We start from the raw sequence: 16,443 nt of genomic DNA on the forward strand, positions 1-16,443 counted from the left end.
ATGAATGGAACTAGTGGTGGTCGCACGTCACCTGATAATGGCAGAACATTTAAAGGATCAAGTGATTTCGGTACGTTTCAAGAGGGAGCTAGTAAGCTTATCATTCAGCCTGTTCAAATTGCAAGTCTCAATTTCGGAAAAGGTCATACAAAAATTGAACTTGAACCTATTGTCATCGACTTAGAAAAATAATAATGAGTTAGTGTTGAAAGATTGTGAGTTATTGTACTTAAACTAATAATAATTTAGTATAACGAACTAAATGCAGCGATCATAATCATTATCTTGATCTTCCAGAATAGGGCGCGATTTTGGAGCAACACAGGTAGAAATAATCAAACTTTTTTATAAAACCTAACTTAAAATTGCTAAAGAAGAATCCCTTTTGATCAATCTTTTTTCAAAAGGGATTCTTCTTATTTAACGCAAAATAAAGGTTTGCAAGGTATTTTTGCTCAAATTTTATTTCAAAGCAACACACTGCTTTACAGAGCTTCTAATATAAACTTCTCGATTAAATATTTATAAACAACCTATTAGTCATTTGATAAGATGTTTATTTATTCAATCCACTTTTCCACTTCCCTCTCAACAGCTCTATTTGCCATTCAAGCCAAATACCTGAACATTCACTACAATAACTGTCTACCCCGTTCTTTCTATACTTATCTCTATAAGTAAATATAGTTTTTTTTCGACAACTGTAGCAATAGATTTCTTTTTCTTTATTAAATTCCATATTTAACCTACCCTATGATTCTTACTTATTCATCTCCTTTTTCCATTAAAGGTATTCAAGCATTAAATACTTAGAAGTTAAACTTTTAAGAGTTTGCTATTGCTCATTTATTGGTTTATTAAGTGAAGGTTTGTATTAAAAATCAGATTATATTGGTTAAGAAATATAAAAAACATTACAAGAAATCTCTCTATATTAACTAGAATAAGAATTCATCTTTCCAAAGTTTACCTTCTTTCATTGAGTAGATACAAAATAAAAAAAGAGACAATCATATAATATGATTGTCTCAGACTGTAGACAAACTCGATGAATTTTGAGTTTGCCTACAGTCTTTTTTCTTTTACAATGAAATAAAGTAAAGCTTTCCGCGGGCGGGGTCGAGCTGCTTCCCTCGCTTCGCTCAGTCCAGGATCTCGACTTTCCCGCTTTTCCCGCAGGAGTCGCCGCCCTTCGTTCCAATCAACTTCTACATAAAGAATTCCTTATTCATCTATTGATAAAAAGTAAACTTTTGAGGTGATCAACCATGATGACGAAGAATCAAACCAATGAACGTGAACAATTAGAAATGTTAACGATTGATCAATTAGTTCCCAACGATCATTTAGTGCGAAAACTAGAGGCTGCTATTGACTTTTCATTTATCTATCCTTTAGTAGAAAATCTTTATTCACCTAATGGGCGTCCCAGTATTGATCCTGTTGTTCTCTTCAAAATGACGTTTATTCAATATGTTTTTGGCATTCGCTCCATGCGTCAAACCATCAAAGAAATTGAAACGAATATGGCGTATCGTTGGTTTTTAGGATTTGGTTTCCATACAGAAGTCCCGCATTTCTCTACCTTCGGTAAAAATTATGTCCGTCGCTTTCAAGACACTGATATATTTGAACAGATATTCTATCGGATATTAAAAGAGATTATGCATCAGGGACTCCTCCATGCAGACCGTCTATTTATTGATTCCACACATGTGAAAGCGAGTGCGAATAAACGGAAGTATGATAAAAAGGTCGTGCGAAAAGAAACACGAGCTTATGAAGAGAAGCTTCAATTAGAGTTAAATATGGATCGTGAAGAACACGGAAAAAAGCCCTTTCCCCCGGAGAAGTTTGAAAAGGAAGAATGGAAAGAAATAAAGGAAAGCACGACAGATCCTGAAAGTGGGTATTACGTGAAGGATGAACGTACGAAACAGTTTGCATATTCCTTTCATGCAGCCACAGATGAAAAGGGCTTTGTCTTAGGTGCCATTGTGACTCCGGGAAATGTGCACGATAGCCATGTATTACAGCCACTTGTGGAAAGGGTCATTCAAAATGTTCAAAAACCATTAGCTGTTGCAGCAGATGCAGCCTATAAAACACCAGCGATTACGAACTTTTTGTTAGAGAATCAAATGTTGCCTGTTCTTCCGTATACACGTCCTAAAACGAAAGATGGATTCTTCCGAAAGCACGAGTATACATATGACGAGCACTATAATTGTTATCTTTGCCCACAAGGGCAGATATTGAAGTATGCGACAACGACGAAGGAAGGATATCGCCAATATAAATCGAATCCTTTGATTTGTGCGAAGTGTCCAAGCCTTTCCCAATGTACAGAAAGTAAGCATCATCAAAAACTCATTCAACGCCATATTTGGGAGTCATATGTGGAGGAAGCTGAACATTTACGCCATTCCTATGACATCAAACAGATTTATGCAAAGCGCAAAGAAACGATTGAGCGTGTCTTTGCCGATGCAAAAGAAAAGCATGGTATGCGATGGACAACCTTAAGAGGTCTAAAAAAATTGTCCATGCAGGCGATGCTTACTTTTGCTGCCATGAATTTGAAGAAACTGGCTACTTGGACGTGGCAAGTAGCTTAAGAGAGCAACTAAGCTCGAAGAGTATGTTGAATTTGGTAGTATATTACCAAATGTTAAAAATAAAATAGGAAGAAAAATGACAAAAGCCATCGAGAGTGAATGAACTGCCCCGTAAAAGTTAGACATCAATCTAACTTTTACGGGGTTTTTTTATGGCAAAAGTAAGTGTTGAACAACGTATTCAATCAGTTCAACGATATTTAAATGGATATGAAACCATGCTTGAAATTGCGAAAGATATCGGTGTGACAGCAGAGGTTGTCAGTGAATGGGTTCGCCGTTATCAAAAAAATGGCGTAGAGACTTTCTTAAAGTCCTATACAAACTATTCAGCTGACTATAAAATGAATGTACTTAATTATATGAACGAGACAGGTACATCTTCGAGAGATACTGCTGCACTATTCAATATTTCATCTCCTGGCATGATTCGGAAGTTGAAGTTTGAAGTTTGAAGTTGGTGGTTATGATGCTCTTGTTTCTAAGAAAAAGGGCATCCATCTATGAAAAAAGAGACAAAAAGAACAACGAAATCAACACCAGCTGAAGGATCTGTTGAGGCGTTAGAAGCACGAATTAAACAATTAGAAATGGAGAATGCGTACTTAAAAAAGTTGAATACTTTAGTTCAAATGCAAGAAAAATTACCAATCAAATCAAAGTGCAAGTAATTTATGAACTAAAGGAAATCTATGAAGTAGTGGAATTAATCAAAGTCACTGATATTCCACGTAGTATGAATTATTACTGGGAAAAGCGTTTGAATTGTATGATAAATACGCAGATGTGAAAGTCGCAATTCAGTCCATTTATCATGAACATAAGGGACGTTATGGTTATCGTCGGATCACCAAAGAACTAAAAAAATTGGGTATTCATCACGATCCAAAAACGATTAACTGCTTGATGAATGCCATTGGCATAAAGTGTGAAGTCCGCATGAAGAAATATCGTTCTCGTATAAAGGTAACATCGGAAAAATTGCCCCAAACATATTACAACGCGATTATACAGCGGAAAAAATGAACAAGAAATGGGTAACAGACGTGACAGAGTTCCATCTATTTGGTGAGAAACGCTATTTATCACCCGTCCTTGATCTATGTAATGGCGAAATCATTGCATAGATCAAGGACGGGTGATGAAAATTCCAGTGTATAAACTAGTCCATAATATGTTAGAACAAGCATTGGAGCGCCTCGAATCAAGTGATCAAGTTATTCTTCATTCAGATCAAGGTTGGCATTATCAAATGAAAAAGTATCAACAAACATTAAAGCAACATGGTATTATGCAGAGTATGTCCCGTAAGGGTAATTGTTTGGACAACGCAGTCATCGAAAATTTCTTTGGCTTATTAAAATCTGAACTCCTGTATCTACAAGAATTTGAATCCATGGTACATTTTGAACAGGAGCTCAAAGACTATATTCACTACTACAATCACAAACGAATGAAAGAAAAATTAAAAGACCTAAGCCCGGTGGAGTACCGAACTCAGGTCTTAGCAGTTGCTTAACTAAATATGTCTAACTTTTTTGGGTCAGATCAAAATAAGTTTCTTATAGATCTACCACTGACTGGGTTTCTTCGCTCCTGCTAATTTTCTTCTTCTCATATGTTACCATACAAGTCCAAACGGCTAGCGATCCACACTACTACAAACCCGATGCCTTCTTATTAGCCTCACTGGCGCTGACACACCTCTTCTAACAAGACTTCAAACGTTCCCCTGCTTCCTTCCCTTATTTCGATTTCCTTTTCCAACAGGAATAAGAATGACTGGGTACATCGATTACGCCAAAACAACAAATCGCTCTCTGTCACTATTCAAGCCCAAATGATAGTTACTGTGTCTTCTGACGAACTCATCTTCCTTTGTTCTTTGATTTTATTCCATGTAATTCACTCCTTGTATGGTTTAGTAAATACATAAATTACCAACATCTAATTTAGATGTTAAAGCTCATTCAAGGAAAGTATGTAATTTGCTTTGTTGCGGTGAAAAAGAAAAGCTCTACACAGCCGAAGCTATGTAGAGCTTTTCACATTCTTAAATTGCAATTAATTGTCAGAATGGTTTGTACACCAAGTGTACGTTATTCATATGAAATGAATTTTGTTAGAATCTGATATCTCAGACAAATTATTGTGGAATTACTACAGTCACAGTTGATGTAGTAACAGTTTGAGTATCAGCTGCTGTTAATTTAACAGTAAATTCATATTCACCATCAGTTGTTCCAGCTACTGCTGGAGTGAAGTTAACTTCTGTTACATCAACTGTAAATGATTTAGAGCTAACTGCTGATAAAGCTTCTACCGCTGCTTTTACTTTTGCTGCTGCTGTAGCATTCGTATCAGCAGCTACTAGAGTATAAGTAGCACCTTCAACAGCTGTTTTAGCAGTATTTAAATCAGCAAGTACTGCTGCTGCTAAATGATTATCAACTGATGTTTGGATTTCAGCTTTTGTTAAGTCTTTTGTTTTACCAACCTTAACTGCTGTATTAACAGCCGCTAAGTTAGAAGCTGTAACTCCTGTAATTCCTACTGCAGTATATTGCGCTAAAGTAGCGTTACCTTCATCAATACCTTTGTTTAATGCTTTAAGTGCTTCAGTAGCAGCGTTACCATCGATAGTTGATTTAGTTTCAACTTTAGTAGCTGTTGTTTTACTGAAATCAGCAATTGCATTTTTCTTCGGACCATTATTATCAGTGATTAATTTAGCATTTTTTGCTGTAACTTTATAAGCAGTTGCAAATTCACGGTTGTCACTAAGTGTAATAACCACTTGGTTATTATTCTCAATAGCAACACTGTAATCTTTAATTGCTAAATCTTTATTATCAGATACACGAGTTACAGTAAAGTCTGTGCTTAAAACTTCTCCAGCAGAAACACTAGTTAAGTTTTCTGAGAAAGTGAAAGTGATTGTTTCTTTATCAACAACAGGCTCTCCTACAACAACTGGTGCAACAGAATCTAATAAGTTAATACCAGCTGTAATTGCGATTGGAGTATTATTTGTACTTTCGTTTCCTGCAATATCAACTAATTTAGATAGATTAACTTTTAAATCTAAACCAGAAGCATTTGTGTTAATTTCATCTTTGAATTTAACTGTAACAGTTGAAGTACCATTCACTTGAATTGAATCAATTTTATGTGATTCAGAAGTAAATGCATTTGTAGCTGCTGAGTTAATAACTGTAGAGAATTTAACTTTTACAGTTTTTCTATCAACTAATTCTGCTTTGTAATCTGCAGGATAATCTGTGTCAATCTGAGCAAGTGTTAATGCCGTTGATGTTGATGTTAAAGTAATTTTATTTGCTGAACCATTAAATTTCTTATGCAAGTTACCAGAAGTATCTTTTACTCCCATAACTTGTAATTCATTTACATTTACTTTACCAGATCCAGAAGTTGCTTTACCAGAAGCAAATACAACATCGTCACCTTTAATTGTCTCTGCAAAAGTAATAGTTACTACTGTAGCATCGTTTGAAACTGAAAGTGTAGCAACATCTTCTGATAATGTTTGTAAAGTATCATTGATTTTTACTAAGTAGTTTGAATAGTCAGCTAAAGATGCTGCATCCATTTTTTTGTCGAATTTTAAAACAACACGTTTAGCTTTTGCATCAGCATTGATTACAGCTTCATAATCTGGACCTTCTTTATCTGATCTTGTGAATTTACCAGTGTAATCCAGCATTGTGTTGTTAAGTTTTGTAGCATCTTTAACATTCTTAACTGTAATTGTATTTTCACCGACACTTACTTTTGAGTATAAGTCAATAATTACAGATTTAGAATCTTTTGAATCTACAGTTACTTTATCAACAGAAACTACTTTGTCGTCTTTGTCTTTAATTGTGTAGTTGCCAGATTTTACTGCAGTCTCTGGATCTACAGTTTTAGAGAATGTAACTTTGATAGTTTTTTCATCAAGAGCAGTTACTTTTCTTACTTCTGGACGAGTTTGATCGATTTCAGGAGTTACAGTAACTTTTGTATCTTTAGCAATTTTGTTATCAGAGTAATCTTTAACGTCTTCTACATACACATCTACTTTTCCAGTTGGAAGAGTTTTCTCAGCACCTTTGAATACGAATTTGTATTTATTATCGGCAATACGCTCGAATTCAGATGCTTCTTTCTTAGAATCACCAGATTTCCAATAAACATTTGAAGCTTTTACAGTATCCATATCAATATCTTCTGAGAATGTTAATGTAACAGTTTCAAGTGTTGCAGTAGCTTCAGTCACTGTCGGTGCTTCTTTATCTTCAACAACTTTAAATTCATGTGTTGAATTTAATGAAACAAAACCAGCGAAGTCTTTTGCACCAGAAACAGTAAGCTTATGATCGCCAACAGAAAGTGCAGAAGTGCTGTAAGGTGTTAAGATAACTGTTTTATTACCAGCACCCATAACAACATTTCCGAAGTACGCTTTTCCGTCTAATGTGAAGTTTGTAGAACTTAAGTTTTCAACAGGCTCAGATAATGTAACTTTTACAGCTTTTGTTCCTAAAGATTTAACTTCAGTAACTTCTGGAATTTTATTATCTACTGCTGTAAATTCAACATTTTTCACATTGATTTCTTTATCGCCAGCTTTTACATTAGAAATGCTAATAGCATCAGCTTTGTTGTTGTTAAGTTTATCAGTAAGTGTAACAGTAGCTGTTTTATTATCAGCAGCTAAAGATACAGATTTAATTGTTTTACCTGATTTTAAAGCGTAGTTAGCTGCATCTTCAGCTGTTTCTTTATCAACAGTACCGTCAAATTCTACTACTACTTCTTTAAGGTTAGTTGCAGATACAGATTTAACTGCAGTAGCTGTAGTTACAACATAAGTAACTTTAGCTGTGTACTCAACGTCTTTGATTTTGAAAGTAACTTCTGTTTCTTTGTTAGGCTCTAGAGCTTTTTCTAAAGTAACAGTTTCTTTAGTACCGTCAGTTAAAGTAACGTTTAAAGTTTTAGCGTCAACTACTTCGATTTTGTCAACTTTTGGAGTTGCATCTACAGTATCAAGTGTACGTGAGAATACAACTGCGAAGTCTTGGCGAGTAATTGAAGCATTTGGGTTTAAGTTTGTTTTACCATTTGCTTCAGAACCTTTGATAACGCCGTTTGCTACTGCGATTTCAAGGTAAGATTTAGCCCATGATTTAACAGTTGAAGCGTCAGCGAATTGACCTAGATCTGCTTCACCTTCTAATTCGAAAGCTTCAACAAGAATTTTAGCTGCTTCTGAACGAGTTAATTGTTTGTTAGGAGCAAATTCAGTTGCGCTTACACCTTCAAAGATTCCGTACTCTACAGTTGCAGCGATTGCATCGTAGTACCAAGCGTCAGCTTTTACGTCTTTGAAGTCTACAGAACCTTCAGCTTCTAATTCTAGAGCATTTGCGAAGATTGTTGCAGCTTGTGCACGAGTGATTGTGCTAGTTGGGTTGAAGTTGCCGTTAGCATCTCCTTGAATTACACCACTGTCAACTAAAGCTTGAACTGCCTCTTTAGCGTACCCTGAAACTTTATCGAAATCATTTAATTGTGCTGCAGATGCTACAGGAACGATTGCTGATGCAACTAATGCAGCTGTTGCAGATGCCGCGAAAAACTTACGGCCTTTGTTTTGCTTTGCCATTATTTGTATTCCTCCCTAATATTCCTAAAAATTGATATTATTCCAATGAAAACTATAGTACCACCATAATTAGTTGCCTAAATTTATGTATTATAGCTTTCCTGAATAATTCAAAACTAAAGCAAATTTTCTTAGTAAAGTTACTAGAAAAAGAGTAGTAGAATACCATTCTAGTAAGCTTATTCACTTTCTACAATAATATAACACTCTTTTTTCCATAATTCAAGCACTGGGACATAAATTTAGTTATAGAAGATTTTTTTACCATACCTAGTGTGGTATTTTATAGAAACTTAAAATCTCCCATCTATTTATCCCCTTATTTGGATTGGTAACATATAGTTCCGTTACCTATTATACCTGACTCTCCTTAATAACCAAGTGTTTTCTAGAATGGTTACTAAATTGTCAAAAATTAAAGACTCCCGTAATAATTTAGTAATAATTGTAAAGCTACAGTAATACTGTTTGTACTTTTCTGTAAAATCCAGACTTTTCAAGAGTTTCTACTATATTAATGAAAAGCAGTCTCTATCTGTCCTCATGTTGTAATGATAGATTGGCTATTTTTATGCTACACTTTTGATAGTTTGATAGAACATCATCAGCTATTGAAGGGAGCTAAAAAAATGAAACGTAAATTTCCTCTTTACGGGGCCGTGCTTGCCGGAATGTTATATCTGGCACCTACTTCCGCTTCAGCAGAAGATCTTTCGAAGCACTGGGCCTACCATGAAATGAACTATCTTATTACCAACGATTTAATGAAAGGTGATGAATTCGGCAATTATCGTCCGAATGATGCTGTTACTCGTGCTGAGTTTGCTGCATTTCTAGTTAGAACACTTAATCTGCCAGCTGCTTCTAGTAATGCAACCTTCTCAGATGTTAAGAAGGGCGACTGGTATTACGGGGTCATCGAACAGGCAAGCTATCACGGACTGATCAAAGGTGATGAGCAAGGTAAGTTCAACCCAAATGATCATATTAACCGTCAGGAAATGGCGGCTATGTTAAAAAGGGCTCTCCATTATCAAAACATCAACACAACTTCCTCCCCTATTACGTTTAGTGATAATGCTCGTATTGCCAAATGGGCCTATGCAGATGTACAAGCTGTCGTCACGACAGGACTACTTGTCGGGAAGCCTAATAATCAATTTGCACCTCTTGCCCAAACAACTCGTGCCGAGGCAGCTACTGTGCTCTATCGTTTAATCCATTTGGAAGCACCTGAAACAGGTGGTAAGCAATACACTACGACGAACTACTCACACGATTACTCAACGGTGGTGCGTAATCAGGCGAAGAATAATCCAAAGGTCGATGGTGCAGGCATTTTCACGGCTAGCGAGGCACTAGTGTCATACTATGTGCACCCAAAAAGCTTTATGCAGGATAGCCCATCTTATTATCAATTTTTAAAATTATCTACTGTGGTGAATAACCTTAGTGCAAAGGAACTGAATGATAAGGTACTTGCGAATAAAGGAAGCTTAGCGAATACAGCTGATGCCTTTATAAAGGCGGGTGTCGATAACAATGTCAATGCCATTTATTTGGTGTCCCATGCCTTACATGAAACAGCCAATGGTGGCTCTTCACTCATTAAAGGTATCGAGGTTGGTTTAGATACTAATGGTAAACCGATGATGGCGACCGCAGAAAATCGTGAAAAATTAACAGCGATTAAGAAAACTTACAATGCTTATGGTATTGGTGCTATTGATGCAGATGCTAATAAATATGGGGCTGAGCGTGCCTATGCAAATGGTTGGTTTACTGTTGAGGATGCTATTATCGGTGGTGCTCAATTTGTAAAGGATCAGTATATTAGCAAGGGGCAAGACACACTATATAAAATGCGTTGGAATCCTGAAAATCCAACCGTTCACCAATATGCTACGCATGTGATGTGGGCAGTCATTCAAGCAAAAAAGATTTATGACATCTACGAATTAATTGGTGCTCATACAACAACTAATTTGGTGTTTGATGTACCTGCTTATCAAAGTCAGTCTTCCGCGCCATCATTACCAAGCCCAACGAAGCAATATGCGTTGGATTTAGGGTTAGCTGGAGCAACAGGCAAGGCTACGATTAATCTCAATATGAGAACGTACCCGACTACAACTGATAATGCTTCAATCATTACGAATTTACCAAAGGATACATCCTTTAAAGTCCTTGGCGAAAATGGTGGCTGGTTCAAAGTAAGTGTTAATGGACAAGAAGGCTGGGTATTTGATGATTATGTCATGCTTGAAAATGGTCTACAGATTGTTAACATGAATATCACGCTCAATGTCAGAAGTGAACCTTCCACTACAAGCGCTATTTTAGGAACAGTGAAACCGAATGGCTTTATTATTGGTGAAGTCGATGACAAAGGTGAGTTCATAAAAAATGGTGCTTGGTATCAGGTAATCTACAACGGCAAAACTGGCTGGGTGCATGGTGATTATATTGTAAAAAAATGATTCAATTGCGATTATCTAAAAAAGAGTGCGACATTGCTGCGCACTCTTTTTATTGTTCATTTTTCGTCCTACTATTTGATCGCTATATAATAGAAGAAACTCGAAATTATATGTTAGGATTATGAAAAAATTCTCCTAAAATTTAGTACAATTTCATGCTTATTCAGCTGTTTCATCGATCATGCTAAGTAATAGGCGCTACTCGACTATGACTATCGACATCCCTTTCCGCTTTCATTCCCTTGTCTGAGATATACCCTCTTCCATAACGACTAAACCCCTATACGAAAATTTCCTGTCAATATTGCTTTTATGGTATGATAGATTGCAGTGAAAAAGGAATTACAGAAAGGTTTGAACACTATATGAGGCATGTAACAATTATGGGCGTACCCTTTTTACATATTAATCAGCAAGGGTTTGTTGATTTACTCGTTCATCGTATTGAACAGCAAGAAAAGACTTTCGTTGTAACAGCCAATCCAGAAGTTGTTATGCAGGCAAATGAAAATGCCACTGTGATGAATTATTTACAGCAGGCGACCTACATTTGTGCGGATGGCATTGGTGTCGTTAAAGCTGCACAAATCCTTGGTGAATCACTGCCAGAACGTGTAACAGGCTATGATACGATGGTACAGCTGCTGGAAGTAGGTCAGCAGAAGCGTTTTAAAATTTATTTATTAGGTGCACAAAAAGAAACAATCGAAAAGACGGTTGCGAATATTCATAAAAACTACCCGAATGTTGATGTCGTTGGTTATCATGATGGTTACTTCGACTGGAATAATAATGATTTTGCAAATGAAATCGCGACATTACAGCCTGATCTCGTGTTTGTAGCATTAGGTGTACCAAGACAGGAAAAATGGATTACAGAAAATCTGGATAAGTTTTCAAAGGGTGTATTTATCGGTGTAGGTGGTTCCTTCGATGTGATCGCTGGCACTGTAAAGCGTGCTCCAGTCATTTGGCAAAAGTTAAACTTGGAGTGGCTCTACCGAGTGCTGCGTCAGCCAAGTCGTTTTGGCAGAATGCTCGTTCTCCCTCGCTTTGCTTTAAAGGTTTTTGCATTAAAGCTTAAAGGTCAGGGCAAAACAAAATGAGTCAGTCAACCTTTGTCAAAAGTACACTTATCTTAACAATTGCAACATTACTTTCTAAAGTAATCGGTAGTATTTTCCGTATACCGCTGCAAAATATTGCTGGTGATGAAGTACTCGGTATCTTTAGTCTTGTTTATCCTGTCTATATGGTGGCACTGTATTTATCCGTTGCTGGTATCCCTATCGCTATTTCTAAGCTGATTGCGGAAGCTAGGACGAGTATGGATACTGCCAAAATTAAGAAAATTTATGTGACTGCAAGAATCCTTGCATTATCCTTTGGCGTCATTAGTTTTACAATCATTTACGGCTTTTCAGAGCAGATAGCGAATGCACTTGGTGGCCCTTCAACGGAGATTGCATTAATCATTGTAGCCCTAACACTACTCGTTGCTCCCTATATGGCTGTCTATCGAGGATTTTTCCAAGGCTTTGGGGATATGCGACCTACTGCCATCTCACAAGTGATTGAGCAATTAGTACGTGTCGCTTTAATTTTAATTGTTGCGTATTTCTTAGTTGCGATGGATTATTCCAATGATATCGTAGCTGGTGGTATTATGGCAGGTTCTGTATTAGGTGCACTTGGATCACTTTTCTATTTACTCTTTAAATATTTCCGTTCTTCGGTAAAAGTGACGAGCAAGGAGAAATATTCTAGTAAGGATTTTTCCACATACAGTAAAACCATTTTAAAAATCTCCATACCCATTGCAATTGGTTCTGTAACAATGGCACTTTTTAATTTCGTTGACTCCTTCACGGTCACATATGGCTTAAGAAATGCTGGAGCAGATGCAAGTGAGATTAGCTTCCTTTACGGGATTTATGGTCGAGGACTGACATTAGTTCAAATCACAACGGTTTTCGCTTCTTCAATTATCTTACCACTTGTGCCGCTGATTACAACGAAGCTAGCAGAACGTAAATTGAATGAAACACGCAGTATTATTGAACGAACACATCGTATGACACATCTTATTTCTTGGCCAGCTGCTATCGGGTTGCTAGCCTTAACCTTGCCTTTAAATCTAGCTCTTTTCAAAGACTTAGAGGGAAGCTTAATGTTAGCCATCATTAACCTTAGCTCGGTCTTTACATCCCTGACATTACTTGGAACAGGTATTTTACAGGGCATGAACGCTGCCAAAACAGGAGCCATCATTATTTTGAGTGGAGTTGTCCTTAAGGTGTTTGCGAACATCTTCTTTATTCAAGAATTCGGTTTAGATGGTGCTGCATATGCAACATTGTTGGTGTACTTAGTGTTATTTATTGTGAATTCTGTCTTCATTTATCGTATGATTCGCTTCACTGTTCTTGGAAAAGATACGGTAAAAATGATTGTGTCTTCCATTGTAATGGGGGCAGCCGTTGGTTTACCAACGCTTTGGCTTGATTTTACACATTGGTCTCGAATGTTGGCGATGGGTTATCTAACTGTTGCAATCATAGTGGGAGGAGCTCTTTATTTCCTTCTTCTATGGATGATGAAAGCAATCCATAAACAAGATTTAAAGAAAATCCCTGTTATCGGAAAAAGATTTTCATAATTAAGAGAGGTAGGACACTTATGTCGAAACAGAAATGGCTTTGGGGAATCATTGTTCTTTTACTCATCGTTTCCTCCACAGGTATGATGATGAGGTGGAATGCAGAGCAATCGAATAATGCTTATGAAATTGTCATTCCCTATCATGAAATACAAACCGCAGAAAAAAATAGCGATTTAACAATGGATGAAATCCTTTCCTCCTTAAAGGATGCTGGACTGAATACGGTAAGTCTAGAGCCTTTAACATTAAAGGAAATGGAAAAACAAAACTTAATTACGGTTTATAAAGAAAGCGAATTAGCAGCGCAATTATTATTTACACCTTATAAAGATGCTATTGATATCACTAAGGGTGGCTATTATATTCGAGTGCCTGAAAATGAAAGCTATCAGAAGCTTATCATGGAAAGCATGGAACCAGAGGAAGTACAAATAGGAGAAGAAGCTTTTTATTTCCTCCCTGCTTCTAACCACAATTTTGATTTAAAAACACCAATTGGCTACGATCAGCCTGCGATTGATATGATTAGTAAGCATGAACTAGCCCACATCTTTAAAGTGGAAAATGCAGATAATGAAGTAGCTAATGAAAAAATAGTAAATCAATTACTAGCGTTAAAAGATGCTTCTGCTGGTCGTTTGCTTGGCCAAGGCGATGAAGCCATTGGATTTGGACAAGAAGATGGCAATCAATTAGTTGAAAAATTAAGTGATGCTGGCTATTACTTCTACACAATTGAAAGCAACCCGCTCAAAGGCGAAAGTAAAATCGCTCAAATGACGGATTATCATATGATTCGTTTGCATAGTATCAATGTCAACAGAGAAACAAAATTAAAGTTAAATGCAAGTATTGACCGTACAACACGAGCTGTCAAAGAGCGTAATATTCGCTCCATCTTCTATCATATTAAAACAACAGGCAATGCCAAAGATAATATAGAAGACACGATTGAATACTTAAATGGTGTTCATGAGACAATGCCCGATCATTTCCAACCAGGTGAACCAAAGCTATTTGATAAAGTTGCCGTTCCAGCATGGGTCACAGCAACCGTATTATTAGCAGGTATTTTATTTACCTTTATCGTTTCAGAGTTAGTAAAATGGATGCCTCTTCGTTTAGCGGCAGCTGGCTTTATGGCGTTACTAGCTATTGCGTACTTTATTCTAAAAAGTACTCTATTCTTACAAGCTTTTGCACTAATTATTGCAGTCCTTGCACCAACCTATGCAGTCATCAAATCGGCGCAAGGCTCTACGAAAATGACTAAAATCTTGGTGCAATATGTGAAGGCCGTAGCGATTAGCCTTATTGGGATTATCATTGTCATTGGCTTATTGAATGGTAATGCCTTTATGACAGGCTTTGCTGTATTTAAAGGAGTTAAGCTTGTTTATCTCATTCCAATTATGGGTGTATTATTATTTACTGTAATTGAGATCAACCGACTAGCTGAGCAAAACATCAAAAAATCTTTATCGAATACCGTCACATTATTAAACAAAGAACTAAAATATTGGCATGTGCTATTACTAGTAGTTGTCGCAGGTATCGGTTTATTTTACATTAGCCGTACAGGTAACTCTGGCTCTGTCAGTGATATGGAATTAGCCTTTAGACAATGGCTCGAAAATACATTGTATGTTCGACCAAGGACGAAGGAATTTTTAATTGGTTTCCCATTCTTTATTTTAGCGTTATATGTAATGGGGATTAATCGCAAATGGGGTAGTATCCTACTTGTACCAGGTGTTATCGGATTCCTATCCATCGTCAATACATTTACCCACCTACACATTCCAGTAGCTGTTTCTGTCTTGCGTACACTATACAGCGTATCTCTTGGCCTTGTAGTAGGATTAGTGTTTATCCTCATCTTCAAAATTGGTTATCGTTGGGTTTCTAAGGCAATCGCGAGGTGGTCATAATGCACGTTGTTTTATCTGGCTATTATGGATTTGATAATGTTGGCGATGATGCCATCCTGCTGTCCATTATCCACTCTCTAAAAAAGTGGCAGCATGATATAGAAATCACGGTATTATCCAATAATCCAGCAGCTACTGAGCAAACATACGGTGTCAAAGCCGTGAATCGTTGGAAAATGAAAGAAATACGCCAATTGCTTAAAAGGGCAGATGGACTTATCAGCGGTGGCGGTAGCCTTATGCAGGATCAAACAGGAATGAAAACCATTCCTTACTATGCGGGCGTTATCCAAATAGCAAAATGGTTGAAAAAACCAGTATTTGTTTACGCCCAAGGCATGGGCCCGATTAATCACTCTCTAAGTAAATTCATTGTTCGCTCTGTCTTTAATAAGGTAGAGCAAATTACAGTCCGAGATAAAGCCTCTCAAGCTCTTCTAACAGAGATTGGTGTGCGAAAAGAGGCTAAGCTTGTGCCAGACCCTGTTATGGGGCTTAACGGCAGTGACTTTCATAGTGAATGGCTCGAAAGTGTCACATTATCAGCAGATAGCTATATCTCTGTAAGTGTGCGTGACTGGCCATCCGCCATAGCGTATAAAGAAAAAATTGCGCATAGCCTAGACGAATTAGTACGTCAAGGTGAGCAAATTGTCTTCTTACCTATGCATGGTGAGCATGATTTACAAACATCACAGGAAGTAGCTGCACTAATGAAGGAGAAAAGTTTGATTGCGCCAGCCGATTTATCCATAGAGGAGAAAATCGCAGTAATTGGACAATCTCAATTATTAATTGGGATGCGACTACATTCTCTCATTTTTTCTGCAATCTATGCGACTCCTTTTATCGCCATCTCGTACGATCCAAAAATCGATGCGTTTGCTGACATTGTCAGTCAACCAGTTATTGGTCATGTCGAAGCAGATGATTGGAACGGTGTGACATTGTTTGAACAAGCCGTCACAATCCTTGAATCATTTACGACGGTTCAAGAAAATATGCGTCAGGCTATCATACCCTTACAAAATGAAGCAACAGCAACGGCGAAATTAGCCATTGAGGTTTTTTCACAATAAAC

At 37.0% G+C, this 16,443-nt stretch carries 8 protein-coding genes and 1 pseudogene; 8 read left to right on the forward strand and 1 reads right to left on the reverse strand.

Annotated elements, in window-relative coordinates; all coding sequences use genetic code 11:
- The 3 genes and pseudogenes from CRI88_RS05095 (at position 1) to CRI88_RS05105 (ending at position 4,137) form a co-directional block, all read left to right on the forward strand.
- Positions 1 to 192: a hypothetical protein gene (locus CRI88_RS05095; protein WP_145991281.1), complete on the forward strand. Its 192-nt coding sequence runs from the start codon at positions 1 to 3 to the stop codon at positions 190 to 192.
- 1,076 nt (positions 193 to 1,268) lie between these two features.
- On the forward strand, positions 1,269 to 2,618 hold the full coding sequence (locus tag CRI88_RS05100; protein ID WP_101966458.1) for an IS1182-like element ISBsp5 family transposase: 1,350 nt from the start codon (positions 1,269 to 1,271) through the stop codon (positions 2,616 to 2,618).
- Positions 2,619 to 2,770: 152 nt separating this feature from the next.
- Positions 2,771 to 4,137: pseudogene (locus CRI88_RS05105) on the forward strand (IS3 family transposase).
- A 627-nt stretch (positions 4,138 to 4,764) separates the two neighbouring features.
- Here CRI88_RS05105 and CRI88_RS05110 read toward each other — a convergent pair.
- Complete coding sequence (locus tag CRI88_RS05110) at positions 4,765 to 8,289, reverse strand: S-layer homology domain-containing protein (protein WP_101966459.1); 3,525 nt, start codon at positions 8,287 to 8,289, stop codon at positions 4,765 to 4,767.
- A 629-nt stretch (positions 8,290 to 8,918) separates the two neighbouring features.
- Here CRI88_RS05110 and CRI88_RS05115 point away from each other — a divergent pair.
- From CRI88_RS05115 to csaB, 5 genes are all read left to right on the forward strand, one after another.
- Positions 8,919 to 10,769 carry an S-layer homology domain-containing protein gene (locus CRI88_RS05115; protein WP_058844999.1) on the forward strand — a complete coding sequence of 617 codons (1,851 nt, stop codon included), beginning with the start codon at positions 8,919 to 8,921 and terminating at the stop codon, positions 10,767 to 10,769.
- 365 nt (positions 10,770 to 11,134) lie between these two features.
- Positions 11,135 to 11,875 carry a WecB/TagA/CpsF family glycosyltransferase gene (locus CRI88_RS05120; RefSeq protein ID WP_036124308.1) on the forward strand — a complete coding sequence of 247 codons (741 nt, stop codon included), beginning with the start codon at positions 11,135 to 11,137 and terminating at the stop codon, positions 11,873 to 11,875.
- Entirely contained in the window at positions 11,872 to 13,428 is a 1,557-nt protein-coding gene (locus CRI88_RS05125; protein WP_101966460.1) for a putative polysaccharide biosynthesis protein, read from the forward strand. Before CRI88_RS05120 ends, CRI88_RS05125 begins: the two co-directional genes overlap by 4 nt.
- Before the next feature lie 20 nt (positions 13,429 to 13,448).
- Complete coding sequence (locus tag CRI88_RS05130) at positions 13,449 to 15,362, forward strand: DUF5693 family protein (RefSeq protein WP_101966461.1); 1,914 nt, start codon at positions 13,449 to 13,451, stop codon at positions 15,360 to 15,362.
- Positions 15,362 to 16,441: a polysaccharide pyruvyl transferase CsaB gene (gene csaB, locus CRI88_RS05135; protein WP_101966462.1), complete on the forward strand. Its 1,080-nt coding sequence runs from the start codon at positions 15,362 to 15,364 to the stop codon at positions 16,439 to 16,441. The genes CRI88_RS05130 and csaB overlap by 1 nt, the downstream gene beginning before the upstream one ends.
- Positions 16,442 to 16,443: the final 2 nt, after the last annotated feature.

Origin of the sequence: Lysinibacillus fusiformis, assembly GCF_002845985.1 — a bacterium.
Taxonomy (GTDB): Bacteria; Bacillota; Bacilli; order Bacillales_A; family Planococcaceae; genus Lysinibacillus; species Lysinibacillus fusiformis_D.

Excerpts from the sequence above, each read along its gene's own strand:
- CRI88_RS05095 (WP_145991281.1), top strand. The coding sequence starts at position 1 with ATGAATGGAACTAGTGGTGGTCGCACGTCACCTGATAATGGCAGAACA.
- CRI88_RS05100 (WP_101966458.1), top strand. The coding sequence starts at position 1,269 with ATGATGACGAAGAATCAAACCAATGAACGTGAACAATTAGAAATGTTA.
- CRI88_RS05110 (WP_101966459.1), bottom strand. The coding sequence starts at position 8,289 with ATGGCAAAGCAAAACAAAGGCCGTAAGTTTTTCGCGGCATCTGCAACA.
- CRI88_RS05115 (WP_058844999.1), top strand. The coding sequence starts at position 8,919 with ATGAAACGTAAATTTCCTCTTTACGGGGCCGTGCTTGCCGGAATGTTA.
- CRI88_RS05120 (WP_036124308.1), top strand. The coding sequence starts at position 11,135 with ATGAGGCATGTAACAATTATGGGCGTACCCTTTTTACATATTAATCAG.
- CRI88_RS05125 (WP_101966460.1), top strand. The coding sequence starts at position 11,872 with ATGAGTCAGTCAACCTTTGTCAAAAGTACACTTATCTTAACAATTGCA.
- CRI88_RS05130 (WP_101966461.1), top strand. The coding sequence starts at position 13,449 with ATGTCGAAACAGAAATGGCTTTGGGGAATCATTGTTCTTTTACTCATC.
- csaB (WP_101966462.1), top strand. The coding sequence starts at position 15,362 with ATGCACGTTGTTTTATCTGGCTATTATGGATTTGATAATGTTGGCGAT.